The sequence below is a fragment of the Roseixanthobacter liquoris genome (assembly GCF_043195135.2).
Lineage (GTDB): Bacteria > Pseudomonadota > Alphaproteobacteria > Rhizobiales > Xanthobacteraceae > NCEH01.
The window spans coordinates 3,750,386-3,771,026 of sequence record NZ_CM195537.1 but is presented as its reverse complement, the minus strand read 5'-3'; the positions used below and the strand labels follow the sequence as shown (position 1 = coordinate 3,771,026).

Sequence of the window (20,641 nt, the reverse complement as noted above, 5' to 3'; positions counted from 1 at the left end):
TCACGGCGCGGCGCGGCCCAGCATCGCGCCCGATTCCCTTGGCCGGCCGGCGCGAGGGCGGAGGAGGAGAGGCACATGGCGCTGGACCGGATTTTCGATCGGATCGACGGTGAGCTCGACGCGAGCCTGGCCCGGCTCAGCGATTTCCTGCGCATTCAAAGCATTTCCACCGACCCGGCGTTCGCGGACGAATGCCGCCGCGCCGCGCAATTCGCCGCCGATTCCCTGGTTGAACTCGGCTTTTCCGCGCAAGTTCACGCAACCACCGGCCATCCCGTCGTGGTGGGGCATACGAACACCGGCGCCGCCCGTCGGGTGCTGTTCTACGGGCATTACGACGTGCAGCCCGTCGACCCCCTGGAGCTGTGGGACAGCCCGCCCTTCGACCCGCAGATCCGCACCAGCCCGGACGGCCGCCAGCAGATCGTCGCGCGCGGAGCCAGCGACGATAAGGGCCAGATCTTCACCTTCCTCGAAGCCCTGCGCGCCCATCGCGACGTCACCGGCGCGCTGCCCGTGGATGTGACCGTGATGCTCGAGGGCGAGGAGGAGTGCGGCTCGCCCAGCATGCCGGCGTTCCTGAAAGCCCATGGCGGGGAACTCGGTGCCGATGTGGCGCTGGTCTGCGACACCGGCATGTGGGATCGCAACACGCCCGCCATCACCACGTCGCTGCGCGGCATGCTGCATGCCGAGATCACCGTGACCGGCGCGAGCCGCGATCTGCATTCCGGCTTGTTCGGCGGCGCGGCGCGCAATCCGCTGCATGTGCTCGCCCGCCTCATCGCAGACGTGCACGACGCCAAGGGCCGGGTGACCATTCCCGGCTTCTATGACGACGTGCGCGAGCCGACGCCCGCCGTGCGCGCGCAGTGGGAGGGGCTCGGCCTCACCGCCGAGGCCTTTCTCGGGCCGGTGGGCCTGTCGCTCTCCACCGGCGAGGCGGACCGGATGCTGATCGAGCAGATCCAGTCGCGCCCCACGTTCGAGGTGAACGGACTGTTCGGCGGCTATATGGGGCAGGGGACCAAGACCATCATCCCCGCCAAGGCCACCGCCAAGGTCACCTTCCGCCTGGTGGCGGACCAGGACCCGAAGGCGATCCGCGCCGCCTTCGAGGCATTCGTGAAGGCGCGCATTCCCGCCGACTGCACGCTCGACCTCATGCTCGGCGAGGGCAGCCCGGCGGTGATGGTGCCGCCCGACAGCGCCGATCTCGCCAAGGCGGCGGCGGCGCTGGAGGCGGAATGGGGCGTTGCCCCCGTGACCATCGGCAGCGGCGGGTCCATTCCCATCGTCGGCCAGTTCAAGGCCGCGCTCGGCATGGACACCCTGCTGATCGGCTTTGCCCTGGACGATGACCGCATCCATTCGCCGAATGAGAAATACGACGTGCGCAGCTTCCGCCAGGGCACCCGCAGCTGGGCCCGAATTCTCAGCGCATTGGCCGCGAAATAAGGCCGCGCGCGGCTTTCCCCCTTGCTCCATTTCTGGCACGTAACGGGCGAAGCCGAGGCGGGGTGTAGCCATGACGGATGCGGAAGCCGAAGGTCTGGTCGATGCGTGGGCGTTCGATGGCAAGGGGCGCGCCAGCAAGCTGAGCTGGCAGGAGGTGGAGGCCGGCGCCGCTCCGGAGGGCGGCTTCATATGGCTGAATTTCCGCCATGTTCAGCGCCGCCCGCAGGAATGGCTGCGCACCAAGGCGGGCCTCGACACCTCGATTCTCGACGCGATGCTGGACGATGAGTCGCGGCCGCGCTGTTCCATGTTCGCGGATGGCGCCATGCTGGTGCTGCGGGGCATCAATCTGCATCGCAATTCGCTGCCGGAAGACCCGCTCTCGGTCTATTTCTGGGTCGATGCCAAGCGGGTGATCTCGTTCCATCACGAGCCGATCTCGGCGCTCGCGGACTATGCCGATTCCCTGAGCCGGCGGCATTGCGCCCACACCCAGGGCGAGATGGTGGCGGAAGTCGCCATGCGCCTCGTTGACCGGCTCGACGCCGTGGTCGCGAGCCTCATGGACGAGGCGGACGAGCTGGAAGACCTCGTGCCCACCACGGGCGCGGGCGAGATGCTGCCGAAGCTGGCGGTGCTGCGGCGCGTCTCCATCAAGCTGCGTCGCCACATCGCGCCCCAGCGCGAGGCGCTCAATCATTTCTCGCTGGAGGACGACCCCTGGATCGGCCCCAAGGACCGCAACCGCCTGCGGGACGCCGGCGACCGGGTGGCGCGCTTCACCGAAGAGCTGGATTCCATCCGCGAGCGCGCGTCCCTGATCCGCGACCAATTGGTGGACCGAAGGGCGGAGCAGATGAACCAGTCCATGCTGGTGCTGGCGGTGGTGACCGTGGTGTTCGCGCCGCTGACGCTGATCTCCGGCCTGTTTGGCATGAACGTGGGCGGCATTCCCGGCACGCAGGACCCGGATTCCTTCTGGGTCATCACCGTGATCCTGGTGATGTTCGCGACCGGCCTCGTGGTGCTGTTCCGCCGCCTGAAATGGATCTGAGGCGGTCGCCCCGGCGCCGCTGACGGCGCTGCCACGCCCAGGAGGGCGAAGCCGCCCTGGGGCGCGATCCGCTCGGGAAAAGTGGGGAGGCGGCGCTGTTCCAGGCGGCGCGCCGCGCGGGGCAAGATCCCCGGCCAAGATCCGCCGGGAAGAGCCGCCGCCAAGATCCGCGGCCAAGATCCGCGGCCAAGATCCGCAGCATCGCGCCCGGAGGCGGGGGGCCTGGAATCACCGGGCCGGCGCGCCGACCCGGTGGGATTTTGTCGCGTGCGTCCGCTTCGCGTGCGTCCGCTTAGCGCGCGTCCGCTTCGCGCGCGGAGTGCTCAGTTCTTGCCGCCGGCGAACACGCTCGGGAAGGTGCGGCCGCGCACGTCATAGACGCGCGCATAGATGACGCCTTCGCGCTCCACCTGCACCAGCACCGGGGCGGGCACCTGGGCGCAATAGAATTCACCCAGCATCAGGGCGAAATCGGCACCCTCGGTATTGTAGGTGGTCTCGAAGCGCGGACCGAGCTCCACCGCCGCCGCGTGATGCGGCCCGCAGACCGCCACCTTGAACTTGCGGCCCTGGGGCAGCGCGCGGCGGTGCTCGTCCACATATTCGTCCAGCTGGGCGGAGGCCTGTTTGAAGGCAAGGCCCCAGTAATCCAGCATGAACTGGCTGTCGGCGCCGCGCACGCCCCCCACGAGATGGTTGTAATAGGTGTACTGATAGGGGTGAATCTCGGCGAATTCCACCGCCGGAAACGCCAGGCCGACCATGAAGAGGCCCGCCACGGCGGCCCGCGCCGCGCGGCTGAAGCCCGCAACCCATTGCCAGATCCAGTTCCCGGCGAGGCCGCCGAGCAGCGCCAGGGCGGGGGTGACGAACACAAAATGGCGGATGCCATTGTACATCACCGGCCGGGTCACCACGGTCAGCAGGATCGGGAAGGCGGCCGCCGCGACGATCAGCAGCAGGGCGGCGCGGCGCGTGCTGCTGCCCTTGCCGAAGAAAGCGGCCACGAGCGCGCCGGCGGCGCCGGAGAGCGCAAGGCCGAGGAACAGTTCCGGCATCTGCACCGCGAACAGGGTCGGCACATAGGTGCGCGGCATGTCCGGCACCAGCACGGGGCTGCCTTCATACAGCTCGCGCCACGGGACTTCCCAGAAGTTGGAATAATAAGCCAGCGCCCGCAGGGGGTTGAGCGGCTCGATGACCGCCCAGGGCCACACCAGGCCCAGCACCAGATAGGCCAGCGGCAGGCCGAGCGCCATCAGGCCGAGGAAGCCGGCGGCGCGCCCCAGCATCTTCTTGAAGCCCATCTGGCGCCATTCGATCGCCATCAGCAGCAGGAAGGCAAGCCCGGCATAGCCGACCGCGATCAGCCCCAGCACGCGGGTGCCCACCGCAAGGCCGAGGCAGAGCCCGAACAGGGCGACGCTGCGCCAGGTAGGCTTGGGATATTCGTCCAGCACCCGCACGATGGAATAGAGCAGGCCGGCCACAGCCACGGCGAAGGGCGCATCCTTCGCGTTCATGAACATATGGCCGTAATAGAGCGGGCAGATCACCAGCAGGCACAAGGCGACGAGGCCGCAGACCGGGCCGCCGAGCCGGCGCCCGGTGCGCCATACGATGGTGAAGCCGATCACGCCCACGACCGCGCCCAGCAGGCGGCGGATGCTGAAAATATCCACCGCCGGCAGCCATTTGTGGATGGCCGCCGCGATCAGGTCGAACCCGCCGCCATAATAATAAAGGTTGACAAAGGAGAACACCTTATCCTGCGTCAGGCGGGAATCGAAATATTTGTACAGCAGATCGCCGTATTGGGAGTGGGTGAAGTCGTCCCACCCCAGTCCGTAATCCCCGAAGGTAAAGACGGCGAGCAGGAACACGGCCGCAATGAGGGCCAATGCCACGCGATCTACGCTGGACGCGGGCAGACGAAAGACACTTGCGACTCGCATGGAAGGAAGCATCCAACTCTAACGCTGTGCACCAGCTCCGAAAACATGACGGGCGCAGGGCAGCTTGGCCTGCGCGGCCGGTCACGTAACCGTGAGCCCGAGACTAAATCCGGCGAGCGTCAGCGATGCAAGAAGTTTATGCATTGCGACGCAGCAATTATCACTACCCGCCAAGATTGTGCTGTCTAATTCAGCTTGAAGGCAAAAGCTTGCGCGGATCTTGTGCATTCGCGGCGGAAGTGAGCCGGATATAAGAAAGGCCGGAGCAAACATTGCTCCGGCCTCGCATGGCGGTACTATTCTGGGTTATGGCCCACGGGTCCGAAACCGAGCCTGCGCGGCTCAGGCGGCCTTGCTGTACAGCTCGGCCACATAGTCCCAATTCACCAGGTGATCGAGGAAGGCCTTGAGATAGTCGGGGCGGCGATTGCGGTAGTCGATATAATAGGAATGTTCCCACACATCGACGCCGAGCAGCGGCGTGCCGCCGTGCACCAGCGGGTTTTCGCCGTTGGGGGTCTTGGTGATGGTGAACTTGCCGTCCACCAGCGCGAGCCAGGCCCAGCCGGAGCCGAACTGGCCGATGCCGGCGGCGGTAAAGTCTTCCTTGAATTTCTCCACGGAGCCAATGTCCGCGATGATCTTCTTTTCAATCTCGCCGGGGATGGCGCCGCCGCCATTGGGCTTCAGCCACTGCCAGAAATGCAGATGGTTGTAATGCTGGGCGGCGTTGTTGAAGAGGCCGGCATTCTTGCCAAACGACCCCTTCACCACCTCCTCGAGGGATTTTCCCTCGAATTCTGTTCCCTTTAGGAGATTATTACCGTTATTGACATACGCAAGATGATGCTTGTCGTGATGATATTCGAGCGTCTCGCGGGACATGTAGGGTGCGAGGGCGTCGTAAGAATAAGGCAGTTCGGGAAGCGTGAAAGACATCTGGCGTCTCCGCGTTCGGTCCGGGAGGAGTTCTACGACCCCCCCGCCGGTGACCGGGCAGGGGCGGGCGCCTGAACTGGGACCTAGATAGGCCGGGCTGGGGCGAGGGACAACAGCGCATCGGGCTGAATTGTTTCTTTCTCTTTCTAATGTATGAGACCGGGGGCACGCCGGTCGTGCGTGGAGTTGAGAGAATGTGGCGAATCCTGGTGGCTCTCGGTGGGCTCCTCGTGGCGGTCGGCCTTCTGGCTCTGGCGCTCGGGGCGGCGATCTTCGTTTCGAATTTCGGCAATGCGCTGATCGCCACCGGGGCGGTGAGCGTCAGCGGCGGCATCGTCGTGATCTGCATTGCCATGGTTCTGAAGGAGGTGGCGCGGCTGAACGCGCGCTTCGACGTCCTGGAAGGCCACGCTCCCGCCGGTGCCGCGCCCCTGGCGCTTGCCGACGAGCATGCCGAGCGCGAGGCCCACGAGGCGGATTTCACGCCGCTTGAAGAGTATGAGCCGCCGGCGCAGCTGCGCGAGCCGCCCGCGCGGGCGCGCCTGCCGTTCGGCGAGGGCGCTCCCGCCGCCGACCAGCGGCGCGGCCGGGTGCTGGATCGCCCCCAGGAGCGCGCCGAGGAGCCGGTGCCCGATCGCGTGGCGCTGGAGCGGGCCGGCATGGAACGCGCCCTCGACCGCTCGCTGGAACGGGCGGTGGAACAGATGCCGGAGCGCGCCGAGCGCCCGGCCTTCGACCGCCCCCCGGCCGCGCGCAATCCGCTCGACCGTCCGCCGCCGGAGCGCGCGCCCCAAGAACGGGCGCCCCAAGAACGCGCTCCCCAAGAACGTGCGCCTCAGGAGCGTCCGGCCGAGCGCAATCCCCTGGATCGCAACCCGCTGGACCGCAACCCCTTCGACCGCATTCCGGCCGACCGCATGCCGCTTGGCGGCACGCCCGACCCCCTGCTGCCCGAGCGTGCCTTGCCGCCGGAGCGGGGGCCGCAACCCCGCGGGCCCCAAGATCGCGGGCCCCAAGATCGCGGGCCCCAAGATCGGGCGCCGCAAGATCGCGCGCCTGTCGAGCGCGGCCCGGCGCAGCGTCCGCCGCAGGATCGTTTTCCGCCGGAGCGGGTGCCGCAAGAGCGGATGCCCCAGCCTCAGGAGCGTGCGCCCCAGCCGCAGGACCGCGCTCCCCAGGAGCGCGCGCCGCGTCCGCGCATCGGCTCGGATCTGCTGCCGGAGCGCGTGCTGCCCGAGCGGGCCCCCGAGCGTTCGGCGGACCTGCCGCCAGAGCCGGCCGCGCCGCCCGCCGCGCCGCCCCTGCCGGTGCCGAGCCGCCCCTATGGCGCCCCGCCGCCGCGTCGCACGGAAATGCCGGAACCGACCGTGCTCAAGTCGGGCATCGTCGGCGGAATGGCCTATACGCTCTATTCCGACGGCTCGATCCAGGCGGAGCTGCCCGACGGCGTGCTGCGCTTCTCCTCGCTCCAGGAATTGCGCGACCACGTTTCCAAGACGCCCCCCGCGAACTGAGCGGGGCAGGCCCGGCCCGGACCGACATCGCGGACCCGAACAGGATCCCGGAACGCCAAGCGCTCCGGGATTTTTTATGCCCGCCATTCGCCGGCGTCCGTCACGCGCGCGGGCTGCTGAGCGATATCCCGCATGCGTGCGCGTGTTGCAGCCGCCGCCGGATCTTTCCGCCTGCGAGCCGGATAAGCGGAAGCGCTGCTGTCGTATATTCGATGGCCCGAAGGCTTATGATGATTTGCAAAGGCGACGGCCCAGGGGCGCCGCGTCGGCATAAGGGGGCAGACGTGACCAAACCGGACCAGCCATCAAGCCCGTCGCGGCGCGCGGTTCTCACCAGCGGCGCGGCGCTGCTCGGCGCGAACCTGCTGCCCGAAGTCGCCGCGGCGCAGACCTCCGCCGCGATCACGGCGCCCGTAGCGCCCGCGCGCCCGGTGGTGGCGCCCGCCGTGCCCCCCGCCGGCTACAACATCCTCTTCATCCTGGTGGACCAGGAGCATTATTTCGAGAAATGGCCGTTTCCGGTGCCGGCGCGCGAATGGATCAAGGCCAACGGCATCACTTTCACCAATCATCAGGCGGCGTCCTGCGTGTGCTCGCCCGCCCGTTCGACCATCTATACGGGCCTCCACATCCAGCACACCGGCATTTTCGACAATGCCAATTCGCTCTGGCAGCCGGACATGTCGACCGACGTGAAGACCATCGGCCATCGCATCGCGGAATTGGGCTATCACGCCTCCTACCAGGGCAAGTGGCATCTCTCGGTCAATCTCGATCAGGCGAAGGACGCCATCGACGCCCCGTTGCTGGCCTATCGCAAGATCATCGAGACGTATGGTTTCGACGATTTCTTCGGCGTTGGCGATATCAACGACACGACGCTCGGCGGCTATAATTACGACGACACCACCACCGCCTTCAGCACCCGCTGGTTCCGCACCAAGGGCGAGGAAATGCGCGAGAGCGGCAAGCCGTGGTACCTCGCGATCAATTTCGTCAATCCGCACGACGTCATGTATGTGAACTCCGATCTTCCGGGCGAGTCCGTACAGGGCGCGCAGTCGGCCATGAAGATCGCCCGGCCGCCCGCGGACGAGATCTATCAGGCGACCTGGGACGTGAAGCTGCCGGCCACGCGCAGCCAGCCCTTCACTGCGCCCGGCCGGCCCAAGGCACAGCAGATCTATCAGGACGTGCAGAACGTGCTGGTGGGCGCGTGGCCCGACGAGGATCGCCGCTGGCGCCTGCTGCGGGACTATTATTACAATTGCATCCGCGACTGCGACCGGCAGGTGATGAGCGTGCTCAATGCGCTCAAGGCCAACCACATGGACAAGAACACCATCATCGTGTTCACCGCAGACCATGGGGAATTGGGCGGCAATCACCAGATGCGCGGCAAGGGCAATTCCACCTATCGCCAGCAGAACCATCTGCCGCTGATGATCGTCCATCCCGCCTATCCCGGTGGCGTGGAATGCAAGGCCGTGACCTCGCAGGTGGATTTGACCCCGACCCTGCTCGCGCTCACCGGCGCCGGCGCGGATGTTGTGAAGAAGGCCGCCGAGGGGCTGAAGGGCCGGGACTTCTCCCACCTGCTCGCCGATCCGGCGAAAGCGGCGGTGGATGCGCTGCGCCCGGCCGCCCTGTTCAATTACAATATGCTGTCGTTCCAGGACGCCAAATGGGCGCGGCAGATCGACGACTTCATGGATTCGACCGAGGTGCCCACCGCCGAGAAGATCAAGGCGCTGCTGAAGGTGGAGCCTGATTTCCACGAACGCTGCGCGATCCGCAGCATCTTCGACGGGCGCTATCGCTTCAGCCGCTATTTCGCGCCGCTGGATTTCAACACGCCCACCACGTTCGAGGAGCTGATGGCGAAGAACGACGTCGAGATCTACGACCTCGATGCCGATCCCGAGGAAATCAACAACCTCGCCCTGGACGCGGTCAAGAACCGGGATCTGATCCTGTCTCTGAACGCGAAGCTGAACCAGCGTCTCGCCGAGGAAGTGGGCGTGGACGACGGCAGCTTCCTGCCGCTCAGGAACGGGAAATGGTATTTCCCGACCGCCGCCCAGCGCGGCTGACGCCGCGCGTTTGTGGCTGACCCGGCGCGGCTTGTGCCGCGTTTGTGGCTGAACCGGCGCGGCTTGTGCCGCGCCGTGCGTTCGCCTCAGAGCTTCAGCTTCATCAGGGTCGCGGCATTGAGCCGGGCCACCTTTGCGCGCGTTTCATCGTCGAGCGGCGCATCGTCGAGGAATTTTCCGGCGACGGCGGAATCCTCATAGGGATAATCCACCGAGAACAGCACATGCTCGGCCCCGATGCCGCCGATGGCCGCCAGCAGCGGGACGTTGTCGCATTGGCCGGAGGTCGTGACATACAGGTTGCGCCGGCAATAGGCCGAGGGCGGGAGCAGCAGCGGCCGCTTGCCGACGATCAGCTCGGCCCGGCTGTCGAGGCGCCACAGGACATAGGGCAAGGTCTCGCCCATGTGGCCGAGCACGATCTTCAGGCGAGGGAAGCGATCGAACACGCCGGCGAACACCAGGCGCAGGAAATGGGACGAGGTTTCGATGTTCCATTCCCAGGTCGGCTTCAGCAATTCCGGTGCGCCCTCCAGCACATAGGGCAGGCGATAGGAATCGCCGGGGTGCAAATAAAGCGGCAGGTCGAGCGCCTGCAGGCGCTCCCAGAACACGTCGTACCGCGGATCGTCCAGATAAATGCCGTTGGTCTGCCCGTTCACCATGGCGCCGGCAAAGCCCAGCTCGCGCACGCAGCGCTCCAGTTCGGCCGCGGCGGCGGCGGGATCCTGCATGGCGAGATGGGCGAAGCCGGAATAGCGGTCGGGACGCTTCGCCACCTCCGCCGCCAGAAGATCGTTGGCGCGCTGCGCCATCTTCACGGCGACCGCGGTGTCGGCCTCCCCCTGCACGCCGGGGCCGGAGAGCGACAGCACGGCAAAGCCCACGCCGGCGCTGTCCATGGCCGCGAGCCGCTGCTCGCCGAAATCCGACATGGCGGCGATCAGGTGCGTGCGGGCCTCGTCCGAGACCTTGGGCATGGCCTGGTCCAGGTAGGGAATGAAATCGGGCAGGATGAAGTGTTCTTCGAGGGCGATTTTCATGGCTCGGCCTTTGGGATGGAGCGTGCTCCGCGCCTGTAGCTGCGAAAGAGGGGCCCCGGAGCAGGGAGATCGGCGCGGTAGGCCGGCAGATCCGGCTTGACCTAGACTAAGGTATGTTACTTCTGTGAGAAAAGCGGCGGCGCCGTCTTGAGCGCGGCGATGGAAGGTTCGGTTTGCCTCTCACGGGAGAAACGCCATGTGCCAGCATTGTATCGACAATCCGCATCCCTCCCGCCGCCATCTGCTGGGCGCCGGGCTCGCCCTTGCGGGCCTTGCCGCCGGCGCGCCGCTGTTCGGCCGCCCGGCTTTCGCGCAGGCAGCGGCCCCCGACGCGCCGGCGCCCGCCGCCAATGCCATATCGCCCGATGCGGCGCTCGCGCGGATCATGAAGGGCAACGCCCGCTATGCCGCCAACACGCGCATCAACAAGGATTATTCCGCCGGCCGCATGGAACGGGCGCGGGCGCAATATCCCATCGCCGCGATCCTGAGCTGCGCGGATTCGCGCGTCGCCCCCGAACTCGCCTTCGACCAGGGGCCGGGCCGTCTGTTCGTGGTCCGCGTCGCCGGCAATTTCGTCAATGACGATGGCCTCGCGAGCCTGGAATACGGCGTGAAGGTGCTGGGCGTGCCGCTCATCATGGTCCTCGGCCATTCTGGATGCGGCGCGGTCTCCGCCACCATCAAGGTGATCCAGGACGGTACGACCCTGCCCGGCCACCTGCCCGAACTGGTCGGCGCCATGAAGCCCGGCATCGAGGCGGCGATCGCCCGCAAGCCGAAGAACCTGCTGGCCGAGGCCACAGCCGAGAATGTGCGCTACAACGCCCGGCGGCTCGCCGAGGCCAAGCCGATCATTGGCGACATGGTGGGCGCGGGCAAGGTGAAGGTGGTCGGCGCCGTCTATGACATCGCCACCGGCCATGTGAATTTGCTCTGACAGAGCGGGAAAGCGGGGCGGCCGCGGCTTTCCGCGCCGCGCCCCGCCGGACGGGGGAGTGCGCGGGGCATCGTTGCGGCGCCTGAGGTCCAGGTGCGCGCGATTGCCTTTCTTTCTCAAGCCCTCATGGCCGGGCCTCTCCCGGCCCCCCACGGCGGGCCGCATGCGCGGGCCTTGAATGGCCGGTGCCGGAGGTGCCGCGTGGATGCACGGGACACGCCCGTGCATGACGATGCTCTGCGGCGATCGCGCCAGGCCCTGACCGTCGATCAGTCTTTGGCGCGCGCCCGGCCGGTCAGCGACAAGGCGAAGACATAGGTGAGCGCCACTTCGTCCAGCCGGTCGAACCGGCCGGCGGCCCCGCCGTGTCCGGCCTCCATATTGGTGCGCAGCAGCAGCGGCGTGTCGGAGGTGGCGAGGGCGCGCAGCCGTGCCACCCATTTTGCCGGTTCCCAATAGGTCACGCGCGGGTCGGTGATGCCGGCCAGCGCGAAGATCGCGGGATAGTCCTGCGCGCGCACATTATCCACCGGCGAATAGGCGCGGATGCGCTCGAACGCCGTCATGGAGGCGATGGGATTGCCCCATTCGGGCCATTCCGGCGGGGTCAGCGGCAGGCTGTCGTCCAGCATGGTGGCCAGCACGTCGACGAACGGCACTTCCGCGATGATGCCCTTGAACAGGTCCGGCCGCATGTTGGCGACGGCGCCCATGAGCATGCCGCCCGCCGAGCCGCCCTGCGCGACGATGTGCTCCGGCCGCGTGAAGCCGGCCGCCACCAGATGCTCGGCGGCGGCGATGAAATCGGTGAAGGTGTTGGTCTTCTTGTCCAGCTTGCCGTCGGCATACCAGCGCCAGCCCTTCTCCGTGCCGCCGCGCACATGGGCGATGGCATAGACGAAGCCGCGATCGACCAGCGACAGGCGATTGGTGGCAAAGCCCGCGGGAATCGTGATGCCGTAGGCGCCATATCCGTAGAGCAGGCAGGGCGCGGTGCCGTCGAGCGGGGTATCGGCGCGGTAGAGCAGGGAGATGGGGATGCGCTCCCCGTCCGGCGCGGGGGCGAAGATGCGGCGGGTGACATAGGCCGAGGGGTCGTGCCCGCTCGGCACCTCCTGGCGCTTCAGCAGCGCGCGGCCGCGCGCGTGCATGTCATAGGCCCAGACCTCCGCCGGGGTGGTCATGGAGGCATAGGTGAAGCGCAGTTCGGTGGTCTCGAACAGAAAGCCGCCGTTCAGGCCGAGCGCATAGGCCTCCTCGTCGAAGGCGACGGCGTGCTCCTCGCTGGAGAACACCGCGCGGATGACGATGCGCGGCAGGCCGTTTTCCCGCTCCAGGCGCACGATGAAGCCGCGATAGGCCACGTGGCTCAGGATCATCCGGCCCGGCCGGTGCGGCACCAGATCCACCCAGCACGCCCGGCTGGTGCCGTGGCTCGGGGCCGTGACCAGCTTGAAATCCTCCGCCCCGTCGGCATTGGTGAGGATGACCAGGCTGTCGTTGCCGTCGAGGTCGGGATGGTGCTCCACGTCATAGCGCACGCCGGCTTCGCGCGGCGCCACGCAATGGGGCACGGGTTCCGCCAGGGCGAGGTCCAGCAGATGGACTTCCGAGGTCTCGTGATCGCCGCAGGCGATCAGGCCGAAGGCGTGGGACTGGGTCTTGCCCAGCGAGACGAAGAAGCCCTTGTCCTTCTCCTCATACACCAGCGGGTCGTCGGCGGGATCGGTGCCGATGCGGTGGCGGTGGACGAAGGCCGGGCGATGCTCCGCATCGCGCTTGATGTAATAGAGATGTTCGCCGTCGTCGGACCAGAGCAGATCGCCGGTGGCGCCCTCCAGCCGGTCCGGCAGGTCCGCGCCGGTCTCAAGGTCGCGCACGCGGATGGTGAAGAGTTCGGAGCCCTGCTCGTCCGCCGCCCAGGCGAGGCGGCGATGGTCGCGGGTGTGGCTGTTGAGGTAGAGGCGGAAGTTCGGCTTGCCCTGCGCCTCCTGATCGCCGTCCAGCATCAGCTGTTCCGGGCCCTCGGGCAGCGGCACGCGGCACAGAAGCGGGTGCTGCCCGCCTTCGCGGTGGCGCGAGTAATAGGCGAACGCGCCGTCCGGGGCCGGGACGGACGAATCGTCCTCCTTGATGCGGGCGCGCATCTCGGCGACCAGCTGCCCCTTCAGCGCCTCATGGGGAGCGAAGAAGGCCGCCGAATGGGCATTCTCCGCCTCCAGATAGGCGCGGATGTCGGGCGCGAGCACGGACGGATCGCGCATGACCTCGCGCCAATTGTCGGCGCGCAGCCAGGCGTAATCGTCGGTGAGGGTGAGGCCGTGGACCACCCGCTCGGCGGGGCGGCGGGCGGCCCGGGGAGGATCAACCCGCATCGGAGGTATCGGACGCAGGCGTTTCGTCCAGCTTCAGGTCGAGCGCCGTTCCGTTCATGCAGAACCGCAGGCCGGTGGGCTTGGGTCCGTCGGGAAAAACATGGCCGAGATGGCTGTCGCAGCGCGCGCAGCGGCTCTCCACGCGCACCATGCCATGGGCGCGGTCCTCGTGATTGGTGACGGCCTTCGGATCGAGCGGGGCATAGAAGCTCGGCCAGCCGGTGCCGGAATCGAACTTGGTCTGCGAGCTGAACAGCGGCGCGCCGCAGGCGGCGCACACATAGGTGCCGGCGCGCTTCTCGTCCCAATAGGGGCCGGTGAAGGCATGTTCGGTGCCCTGCTGGCGCAGCACGCGATATTGGGCGGGGGAGAGCTCCGCGCGCCATTCCGCCTCGCTCTTCACCACCTTGTCGCCGGTCGGGATCTCGCTGGATGTCGGGGCCTTGGCTTCGGTGCTCACGGGCAGTCTCCCAGTATTGCGCTCCCTCGAAGTAGGCATTCCCCCGCCGCCCCGCAAGTCGCGCCCCGATTGGCGCCGCCTCGCCGAAGCGCGGGGGGAAGCGCTTGATATGATGGGACAATGCGCAAGAGGTCTTGCACCGGGCTAGTGGAGGGCAGGGGTTCGTGCACGATCGCCTAATAGCGAGGAAGAAGAGTTGTACTTTTCATGAGAATGAACTTGCAATTCGTTGCCCTTCAACATAACTAGCTATGGCGGTGCCATCGTCGAGTCGATGCAAGCGTCGCTTCGCGGGCCGATGACAGCGTTGGTGAGGCAACGGCTTCGCCGGTTCCGTATGCAAATTCGATTTCCGTTTCAAACCAGAAGAAAGTCCCATGAGCGAAGCATCGGAATCGACAACTTACATCGAGCTGGCGGCGGATATCGTCTCTGCCTACGTCAGCAATAATTCCGTGTCAGCCGCCGAACTTCCCGCCTTGATCAATGAAGTGCATGCCGCGCTGCAACGCGTCTCCAAGGGCGAGGTCGAGGCCGCGCCGGAGCCGCTGAAGCCCGCCGTGCCCGTAAAGAAGTCGGTGACGCCTGATTTCATCGTCTGCCTGGAAGACGGCAAGAAGTTCAAGTCGCTCAAGCGGCACCTGCGCACGCAGTACAATATGAGCCCGGAGCAGTATCGCGAGAAGTGGGCGCTGCCGGCCGATTATCCCATGGTCGCCCCGAGCTATGCCGCCGCGCGCTCCGAACTTGCCAAGCAGATGGGTCTTGGCCAGCAACGGCGCCGCCGCCGCTGATTTGTATAGTCTGGCGCACAGGGTGCTGGACCCGGACCGGGCTTGGCTCGGCGGCAGGGCGGGATCTGAACGCGGCGCCGGATGACGCGGGCTTCGGCCGGAAGAAAACGGTTACAAGCAACGCCGCCCCCTCGGGCGGCGTTTTTATTTGCCCATTGCTCGCCCGAATCCTCCGCACCCTGTCACGCGCCGCCCGCGGGCGGCCGGGGGCGGGGCGAAATGGCGTTCCCGCCCGTCCTGCTCGCGGTACAATAGGCCGCGACCAGCCGTCGCAAAGCCGCATGGCGGACGGGATCATAACACTGGCCGCTGCGGGCTGAGCGTCGCGCGGCCCGCAATGCACTTTGCGCGGCCGCGCGATTATTTGCGGTCAATAAGGTCAATCCTTCGAGTCGCGCGTTAATCGACTCGTCCTTGCTCGCGCACCGAAACGCGCGGATGCCCCGCGCGTGGGGCTGCGCCGTCGCCGGGGCCGGTGCGGCGGGCGGGCGCGGACGCGGCTGGGGGAGAGTCCGCGGGTGGGAATTGGGTGCCATGATGCCTCCTGCGATTGGCGCCACAGCATGCCTCAGGTTTTGAAAGTGGGGATAATTTCCTATCATCTGAAGCGGAGAAACCCGGAAAAATTCAACTTAAGTTACGATAAAACGGGAAGAAAATATTTTTCGATTCAGCGTTGCGGCGGAAAAATCTTCCCGCCTTGATTTTAGTCCGCTCTGGAGTTAGGAATAAATACTCCAATCGGAGAGCGCGATGCGTCCAAAACCCCGCCAAGCCAACGCCCGTCCCGCCGTGCCGCCGTCCGTGGACCCGTTTCGCCCCCGCTGCCGGCGTGGCGCCCGGCAGGCTGGCACTTCCTTACCGCCCGGCGATGCCCTTTTACCGCCCGGCGATGCCCTGGCGCGATGCCGGGCGGCGCGGCTGCTGGCGGCCGCCTTCGTCCATGTGCCGCCCCAGGCCCTGGAGGGCACGCGCGGCGCCGCGCCGGTGCGACTGGCGCGGCATGTGGCCCTTTATGTGGCCCATGTCACGCTCGGCGTGCCGCGCGGCACCGTGGCCGTCCATTTCGGGCGCGACCGCACCTCCATCGCCTATGCCTGCGCGCGCATGGAGCAGCGCCGGGACACGCCGGATTTCGATCGCGCCTTGTCCGCGCTCGAAGCCTGCGCCGCCCAGGCGATCGCGCAGGGCGTTCCCGGCCCGGTTCCTCGCCCGGCCGGCGTCACCCACCCCGTTCCCGGAGAGATGGCATGACCGCAGATCCGCTGTCCCCCGCGCCGCGGGGCGCATCGCCGCGCGGGCCGAGCCGGCGCGGACACAGCCCGCGCGTCGCGGTCCATCGCGTCCTGGTGGAGGGGCGCGAGCAGGAGGTGGCGCTTCACCTGGCAGAGAGCCCGCTGGCCTGGCTCGCGCGCCGCAAGGGTAAGGACGGGCGGGCCCTCATCGACCCGGTCCAGGCGCTGGCGGGCGAGCGGCTGCGGGCGGATTTCACCCGCGCCCAGCTCACCCCGCGCGTCACCACCAATTGGAGCGCGACCGGCGGCGGAGGCGGCGCGGGGCCGGAGGCCTTCAGCGACGCGGTGCTTGCGGCCAAGTGCCGCGTGGATCGGGCGGTGGAGGCCGTGGGGCCGGAGCTGTCCGGCGTGCTGCTGGATGTGTGCTGCTTCCTCAAAGGCCTGGAGAGCGTGGAAAGCGAGCGCGGCTGGCCGTTGCGCACCGCCAAGGTGGTGCTGGCGCTCGCCCTCGACCGCCTCGCCGCCCATTACGGCCTCGCCCGCGCCACCGAGGGCCACGCCCATGTGCGGGGCCGCACCTGGCGCGCGGAACCCGATGCGCCGGACTGAGAGGCCTGCCGCCGGCCTCGCCTCCGCGCAAGGCGCGGGCCGTCCGCGAACCGACCGCGCGGCGGCCGGATCGCCCTTGACCCGGCGCCGGCATCCCCTCAAATGGCCCGACGGCGCGTGCACGCCGGGCACAAGGGGTGGCGGGATGATCAATTCCTATCTGAGCGTGATGCGCCAGTACGCGACCTTCACCGGACGCACCAGCCGCAAGGACTTCTGGTTCTATGTGCTCGCCGTCATCCTGCTGAGCCTCCTCGCGCAGGTCCTGGACCTGATGCTCTTCGGCGGTGAGGTGGCGAGCGGCGACGGCATGGTGGTCGTCGAGAGCTACGGCATTCTCCTCGGCATCGTGCATCTCGTGCACTTTGTGCCGGGCCTCGCGGTCAGCGTGCGTCGGCTTCACGACACGGATCGCACCGGCTGGTGGCTGCTGCTCGAACTCACCGGCATCGGCGCGCTGGTGATCCTGGTCTTCAATGCCCTGGCGGGAACGCGCGGGCCGAATCGGTTCGGGCCCGATCCGCTCGCCTATGGCGCGCCCGCGGCGCCCGCGCCCACGGGCACGATCCTGCCCGGCCGGTAGGCGCCCCGCGCCCGCGCTCAGGCTTCGGCGAGGGCGGCGCGCGCATCGGCGCGAATGCGCTCCACCATGGAGCGCAGGCCGTTGGAGCGCTGCGGCGTGAGATGGCCCTCGAGGCCGATGCGGCGGAACACCGCCAGAGGATCGGCCTCCAGGATCTCGCGCGCGCCCTTGCCGGAAAGGATGGCGAGCAGCACCGCCACCAGGCCGCGCACGATATGGGCGTCGGAATCGCCCTTGAATTCCAGCACCGGCCCGTTCGGCCCGTCGCGCCGGCCGCTCACCAGCCACACCTGGCTGGTGCAGCCCTGCACCTTGTTGGCGTCGGTGCGCTCGGCCTCGGGGAACGGCGGCAGGGCGCGGCCCAGCTCGATGACGAAGCGGTAGCGGTCTTCCCAATCGTCGAGAAGCTCGAAATCGGCCACCAGGGCCTCGATATCCTGATCCGCTGTCATCGCACCTGCCCGTAAGACGCCGCCGACGCCGTGTCGGCATCATTGGTCGGTTCTGCGCCATATAGGCTGCGCGCAGCCCCGGCAAAAGTCGAGACAAGCAAAAAATGCGCCGCGCACGGGCAGGGCGGAGGGATTTATTTGAAACGAACGGACCGGTCGCGGCGCGCGGATGCGCCGGGGCGCAGGCTTCAGGCGGGGCGCTTCAACGGGGTGGGAACGCCGGGCGTCGCGGCCGGGGTGCTAGCGGGCTCGCCGCCCCAGCCGGGAATGAGATCCTGCGGGGTCAGGCCGTGGCTGGACGCCGATCCGGCGGGCGCGGCGGCATCGCTGCGGGCGTGGCCGAGCGCGTCGGCGACCCATTTGATGCCGACCTGGGCCTTTTCCGTGAGGTTCACCAGCATGTCGCCGCCCACGGCGCAGGCGTCCGGCTGGCGCTGGCAGAAGCCGCGCGCGTCCGCCACCGCCGACTGCACCGCGACGAACGCCTGCCACGGACCGACCTCGCGCCCGTCCGAGGACGTGCCGATGGGCAGCAGCAGCAGGATCAGTCCCAGCCAGAACGTCATGCGGATCAAAAAGAACATGGAGCGCCTCGCTTCAAGCTCCCCCGGGCGGCCCGCCCACCGGCGGGCCTGGACCATTTCCGCGGCGAAACCGGCTCTCGCCGGCCTCAACCTTTGGATAACCATAGATACCAGAACGGGGGGACTGCCGCAGCGCCCGCGCCGCTCGCCGCCCCCCGACTTTTCAAGACATCGTTAACGCTGGTCCAGCCGCCGGACGGGCCTTAGCAGTTCGTTTAAGGGCGCCGTGCAAGCTTGCCGGGGATGAACGAGGGGGCGCCGCACGGCGCTGGGGCAGCCATTGCGTGTCGCGACTGTGATGAGACACAAGCTTGGACCGGATGGACGCCCGGCGTATGCCGTCGATCCTCGGGGCAGCCTTGCCGATATCGGCCTTCTGGCCTGGCGCAGCACGCAGGCGCTGGGCGCGCTGTCGCTGCTGTGCGCCGGCGCGGGCGGGGCGGTGCTGCTGGCGGAAGCTGCCGGGCTCGCCTCGGGCGGCGCGCCCGATGGCCTGTGGCTGCTGGCCTGCGGGCTGGTTTCCGCGGCGCTGGCCGGGGTTTCCGGCGGCCTGTCGCGCACTGCGGTGCGCCTGCGCGGCGCCGGAACGGGCGCCGATCTTGCCCTCGTCACCCATCATTTGCGCTCCGGCGAGGTGGTCACCATCGCCCATGCCCAAGCCCCTTTCGCCGCCCTTCCCGGTGCCCAGCTGGTGGGACACGGCCTGTTCGAGCGCATCCTGGTGGCGGACCGGCCGGCGTTTCTCGCCGCCGTCTCCGGTGCGGCCGGCCTGACGCTGGATGCCCACGACCTGCGCTGCGAGGTGCGGCTGCGCTGCGAGGCCGATGGGCTCGCGCCGGAATTCGTGTGGATGGAGATGCGCGCCTTTCCGCTGGAGGGCGGCCGCGTGCGCGCCTGCTGGCGCGATATCGGCGCCCAGAAGGCCAAGGCCGAGCAGGAAGCCGCCGCCCGCCAGGAAGCCGAGCGCGCCAACGCGGCCAAGAGCCAGTTCCTCGCCGCCATGAGCCACGAGCTGCGCACCCCGCTCAACACCATCCTCGGCTTCTCGGAAATGCTGCTGGGCGATGCGGCCGGCCGGATGGACGGCGAGAAGCGGGCCGAATACGCCCGCATCATCCATGACAGCGGCCAGCACCTGCTGGGCGTGGTGAACGACATCCTCGATCTGTCGCGGGTGGAGGCCGGCGCCTATGAGCTGCTGGTGGAGCCGGTGGACGTGCGCCGGCTCGCCCAGACCTGTCACGACATGATGGCGATCGAGGCGGTGCGGCGCGATGTCCGCATCACCCTCGCCCTGTCGAGCCGGGTGCCGCCGATCCTCGCCGATCAGCGCGCCTTGAAGCAGATGCTGCTCAACCTGCTGTCCAATGCGCTCAAGGTCAGCGCGCCCGGGGCGCGGGTGGAGGTGTCCGCGCGCCTCGAGGGCGGCAATCTCCTGATCGCCGTGGCGGATCAGGGGCCGGGCATGTCGGCGGCCGACGTGGCGCGGCTCGGCGAGCCGTTCTTCCAGACCGGCGACATGGAGCGCCGGCGCACCGGCAGCGGCCTCGGCCTTGCGGTGGTGCGCGCGCTGGTGCGCCTGCACGACGGGACGTTCGAGGTGGCGAGCGTGCTCGGGCGCGGCACCACGGTGACGCTGAGCCTGCCGCTGACCCGCCCCGCCGTGGTGGTGGCGCCGTTCGCGCGGCCCGGCGCGGCCGCCCAGGATGGGGAGCGGCGGCGGGCATGAGAATAGATTACGGCGAAAGCCATGCCTCCGCCGCCGGGTTGGGCGACATGCTGTTTGCCGACCCGCCGCGCGCCCGGCTCGGCATGCGCGTCGGCGATGCGCTCGCGGCCCTGGTGGGCGTGGCCCTCACCGGCGCGGTGCTGGTCAATGTGTTCGTGATGCAGAGCGGCACGCGCCCCGGTCCGGTGCCGGGCGGCACCGCCGTGCCCATCGCTCCGGTGCCGCTGCCCAAGCCGCAGGCCGCCAATGGGGCGGCGGGCACCCACGTGCCGGCGGCGGCGCTCGCGCCGACCCCCATGGCGAGCACCGCGGTGCCCATCGTCACCGCTCCGCCGGGGGGCACGCTGGGCACGGTGAATATTTCCGGCGCCACCAATGCGCCCGCCGCGCCCGCCGGTGCGCCGATGAATATCGCGCCGACACGCGCCGCCGCTCCCGCCGCCCCGGCCCAGAGCGCGGCCGCGTCCGCCGCCGCCGCCATCCTCATGCCGCCGGCCGCCGTGCCGGGCGGGGCGGGCACCGCCAAGACCGCCGCCGCCCGCCCGCCCGCGCGGGTGCCGGGCATCGCCGTCTCCGGCTCCGACACCGTGACCGGCTCGGTGCGCCCGCCGGCGGAACTTGCGCCTTCCCCGCGCATCCTCGGCGTGCAGAAGACCCTGGCGAAGCTCGGCTACGGCCCGCTGAAGCCGGACGGCAAGCCGGGGCTGGAAACGCGGCTCGCGATCCAGCGGTTCGAGCGCGACCGCAACCTGCCGCCCGATGGCGAGATTTCCGACCGGGTGGTCAAGGAGCTGATCGCGGTCTCCGGCACGGTGATCGACTGA

At 68.3% G+C, this 20,641-nt stretch carries 18 protein-coding genes; 11 read left to right on the top strand and 7 right to left on the bottom strand.

What is annotated here, in order from left to right; genetic code table 11:
* Positions 1–75: 75 nt before the first annotated feature.
* The gene (locus tag V5F84_RS17025; RefSeq protein WP_394041307.1) at positions 76–1,458 is read left to right on the top strand and encodes a M20/M25/M40 family metallo-hydrolase; all 1,383 of its coding nucleotides are present in this window, start codon (positions 76–78) and stop codon (positions 1,456–1,458) included.
* 70 nt (positions 1,459–1,528) lie between these two features.
* Positions 1,529–2,512 carry a zinc transporter ZntB gene (locus tag V5F84_RS17020; protein WP_394041306.1) on the top strand — a complete coding sequence of 328 codons (984 nt, stop codon included), beginning with the start codon at positions 1,529–1,531 and terminating at the stop codon, positions 2,510–2,512.
* A 323-nt stretch (positions 2,513–2,835) separates the two neighbouring features.
* On the opposite strand, the gene V5F84_RS17015 is transcribed toward V5F84_RS17020, so the two are convergent.
* Both V5F84_RS17015 and V5F84_RS17010 read right to left on the bottom strand, forming a co-directional pair.
* Positions 2,836–4,419: an ArnT family glycosyltransferase gene (locus V5F84_RS17015; protein ID WP_394041305.1), complete on the bottom strand. Its 1,584-nt coding sequence runs from the start codon at positions 4,417–4,419 to the stop codon at positions 2,836–2,838.
* 390 nt (positions 4,420–4,809) lie between these two features.
* The gene (locus V5F84_RS17010) at positions 4,810–5,406 is read right to left on the bottom strand and encodes a superoxide dismutase (protein ID WP_394041304.1); all 597 of its coding nucleotides are present in this window, start codon (positions 5,404–5,406) and stop codon (positions 4,810–4,812) included.
* Between the two features lie 194 nt (positions 5,407–5,600).
* Between V5F84_RS17010 and V5F84_RS17005 the strand changes: the two genes are divergently transcribed.
* Both V5F84_RS17005 and V5F84_RS17000 read left to right on the top strand, forming a co-directional pair.
* A complete protein-coding gene (locus V5F84_RS17005; protein ID WP_394041303.1) occupies positions 5,601–6,920 on the top strand; it encodes a hypothetical protein in 1,320 nt (439 codons plus the stop codon).
* A gap of 284 nt (positions 6,921–7,204) precedes the next feature.
* Positions 7,205–9,013, top strand: a complete 1,809-nt coding sequence (locus V5F84_RS17000) for a sulfatase family protein (RefSeq protein WP_394041302.1) — start codon at positions 7,205–7,207, stop codon at positions 9,011–9,013.
* 86 nt (positions 9,014–9,099) lie between these two features.
* On the opposite strand, the gene V5F84_RS16995 is transcribed toward V5F84_RS17000, so the two are convergent.
* Positions 9,100–10,056, bottom strand: a complete 957-nt coding sequence (locus V5F84_RS16995) for an amidohydrolase family protein (protein ID WP_394041301.1) — start codon at positions 10,054–10,056, stop codon at positions 9,100–9,102.
* Between the two features lie 196 nt (positions 10,057–10,252).
* On the opposite strand from V5F84_RS16995, the gene V5F84_RS16990 reads away from it, so the two are divergent.
* Positions 10,253–10,996, top strand: coding sequence for a carbonic anhydrase (locus V5F84_RS16990; protein WP_394041300.1), 744 nt, complete (start codon positions 10,253–10,255; stop codon positions 10,994–10,996).
* Between the two features lie 269 nt (positions 10,997–11,265).
* Here V5F84_RS16990 and V5F84_RS16985 read toward each other — a convergent pair whose 3' ends face one another.
* Complete coding sequence (locus tag V5F84_RS16985; protein ID WP_394041299.1) at positions 11,266–13,371, bottom strand: S9 family peptidase; 2,106 nt, start codon at positions 13,369–13,371, stop codon at positions 11,266–11,268.
* Positions 13,361–13,831, bottom strand: coding sequence for a peptide-methionine (R)-S-oxide reductase MsrB (gene msrB / locus V5F84_RS16980; protein WP_394041298.1), 471 nt, complete (start codon positions 13,829–13,831; stop codon positions 13,361–13,363). Before msrB ends, V5F84_RS16985 begins: the two co-directional genes overlap by 11 nt.
* Positions 13,832–14,208: 377 nt before the next feature.
* Between msrB and V5F84_RS16975 the strand changes: the two genes are divergently transcribed.
* From V5F84_RS16975 to V5F84_RS16960, 4 genes are all read left to right on the top strand, one after another.
* Positions 14,209–14,625 (top strand): Ros/MucR family transcriptional regulator, encoded by a 417-nt coding sequence (locus V5F84_RS16975; protein ID WP_394041297.1) that lies wholly within the window; start codon positions 14,209–14,211, stop codon positions 14,623–14,625.
* A gap of 753 nt (positions 14,626–15,378) precedes the next feature.
* The gene (locus tag V5F84_RS16970; RefSeq protein ID WP_394041296.1) at positions 15,379–15,879 is read left to right on the top strand and encodes a hypothetical protein; all 501 of its coding nucleotides are present in this window, start codon (positions 15,379–15,381) and stop codon (positions 15,877–15,879) included.
* A complete protein-coding gene (locus V5F84_RS16965; RefSeq protein ID WP_394041295.1) occupies positions 15,876–16,469 on the top strand; it encodes a DUF6456 domain-containing protein in 594 nt (197 codons plus the stop codon). Before V5F84_RS16970 ends, V5F84_RS16965 begins: the two co-directional genes overlap by 4 nt.
* Positions 16,470–16,614: 145 nt before the next feature.
* Positions 16,615–17,052: a DUF805 domain-containing protein gene (locus tag V5F84_RS16960; protein ID WP_394041294.1), complete on the top strand. Its 438-nt coding sequence runs from the start codon at positions 16,615–16,617 to the stop codon at positions 17,050–17,052.
* Positions 17,053–17,069: 17 nt separating this feature from the next.
* Here V5F84_RS16960 and V5F84_RS16955 read toward each other — a convergent pair whose 3' ends face one another.
* Both V5F84_RS16955 and V5F84_RS16950 read right to left on the bottom strand, forming a co-directional pair.
* A complete protein-coding gene (locus V5F84_RS16955; protein WP_394041293.1) occupies positions 17,070–17,504 on the bottom strand; it encodes a SufE family protein in 435 nt (144 codons plus the stop codon).
* A gap of 188 nt (positions 17,505–17,692) precedes the next feature.
* The gene (locus V5F84_RS16950; protein WP_394041292.1) at positions 17,693–18,088 is read right to left on the bottom strand and encodes a DUF5330 domain-containing protein; all 396 of its coding nucleotides are present in this window, start codon (positions 18,086–18,088) and stop codon (positions 17,693–17,695) included.
* Positions 18,089–18,386: 298 nt separating this feature from the next.
* On the opposite strand from V5F84_RS16950, the gene V5F84_RS16945 reads away from it, so the two are divergent.
* Entirely contained in the window at positions 18,387–19,817 is a 1,431-nt protein-coding gene (locus tag V5F84_RS16945) for a sensor histidine kinase (RefSeq protein ID WP_394041291.1), read from the top strand.
* On the top strand, positions 19,814–20,641 hold the full coding sequence (locus V5F84_RS16940) for a peptidoglycan-binding domain-containing protein (RefSeq protein WP_394041290.1): 828 nt from the start codon (positions 19,814–19,816) through the stop codon (positions 20,639–20,641). Before V5F84_RS16945 ends, V5F84_RS16940 begins: the two co-directional genes overlap by 4 nt.

Coding starts and splice junctions, on each gene's coding strand:
- V5F84_RS17020 (WP_394041306.1), top strand. CDS start 1,529: ATGACGGATGCGGAAGCCGAAGGTCTGGTCGATGCGTGGGCGTTCGAT.
- V5F84_RS17005 (WP_394041303.1), top strand. CDS start 5,601: ATGTGGCGAATCCTGGTGGCTCTCGGTGGGCTCCTCGTGGCGGTCGGC.
- V5F84_RS16955 (WP_394041293.1), bottom strand. CDS start 17,504: ATGACAGCGGATCAGGATATCGAGGCCCTGGTGGCCGATTTCGAGCTT.
- V5F84_RS16990 (WP_394041300.1), top strand. CDS start 10,253: ATGTGCCAGCATTGTATCGACAATCCGCATCCCTCCCGCCGCCATCTG.
- V5F84_RS16995 (WP_394041301.1), bottom strand. CDS start 10,056: ATGAAAATCGCCCTCGAAGAACACTTCATCCTGCCCGATTTCATTCCC.
- V5F84_RS16985 (WP_394041299.1), bottom strand. CDS start 13,371: ATGCGGGTTGATCCTCCCCGGGCCGCCCGCCGCCCCGCCGAGCGGGTG.
- V5F84_RS16970 (WP_394041296.1), top strand. CDS start 15,379: ATGCGTCCAAAACCCCGCCAAGCCAACGCCCGTCCCGCCGTGCCGCCG.
- V5F84_RS16950 (WP_394041292.1), bottom strand. CDS start 18,088: ATGTTCTTTTTGATCCGCATGACGTTCTGGCTGGGACTGATCCTGCTG.
- V5F84_RS16965 (WP_394041295.1), top strand. CDS start 15,876: ATGACCGCAGATCCGCTGTCCCCCGCGCCGCGGGGCGCATCGCCGCGC.
- V5F84_RS16960 (WP_394041294.1), top strand. CDS start 16,615: ATGATCAATTCCTATCTGAGCGTGATGCGCCAGTACGCGACCTTCACC.
- V5F84_RS17010 (WP_394041304.1), bottom strand. CDS start 5,406: ATGTCTTTCACGCTTCCCGAACTGCCTTATTCTTACGACGCCCTCGCA.
- V5F84_RS16945 (WP_394041291.1), top strand. CDS start 18,387: ATGAGACACAAGCTTGGACCGGATGGACGCCCGGCGTATGCCGTCGAT.
- V5F84_RS16975 (WP_394041297.1), top strand. CDS start 14,209: ATGAGCGAAGCATCGGAATCGACAACTTACATCGAGCTGGCGGCGGAT.
- V5F84_RS16940 (WP_394041290.1), top strand. CDS start 19,814: ATGAGAATAGATTACGGCGAAAGCCATGCCTCCGCCGCCGGGTTGGGC.
- V5F84_RS17025 (WP_394041307.1), top strand. CDS start 76: ATGGCGCTGGACCGGATTTTCGATCGGATCGACGGTGAGCTCGACGCG.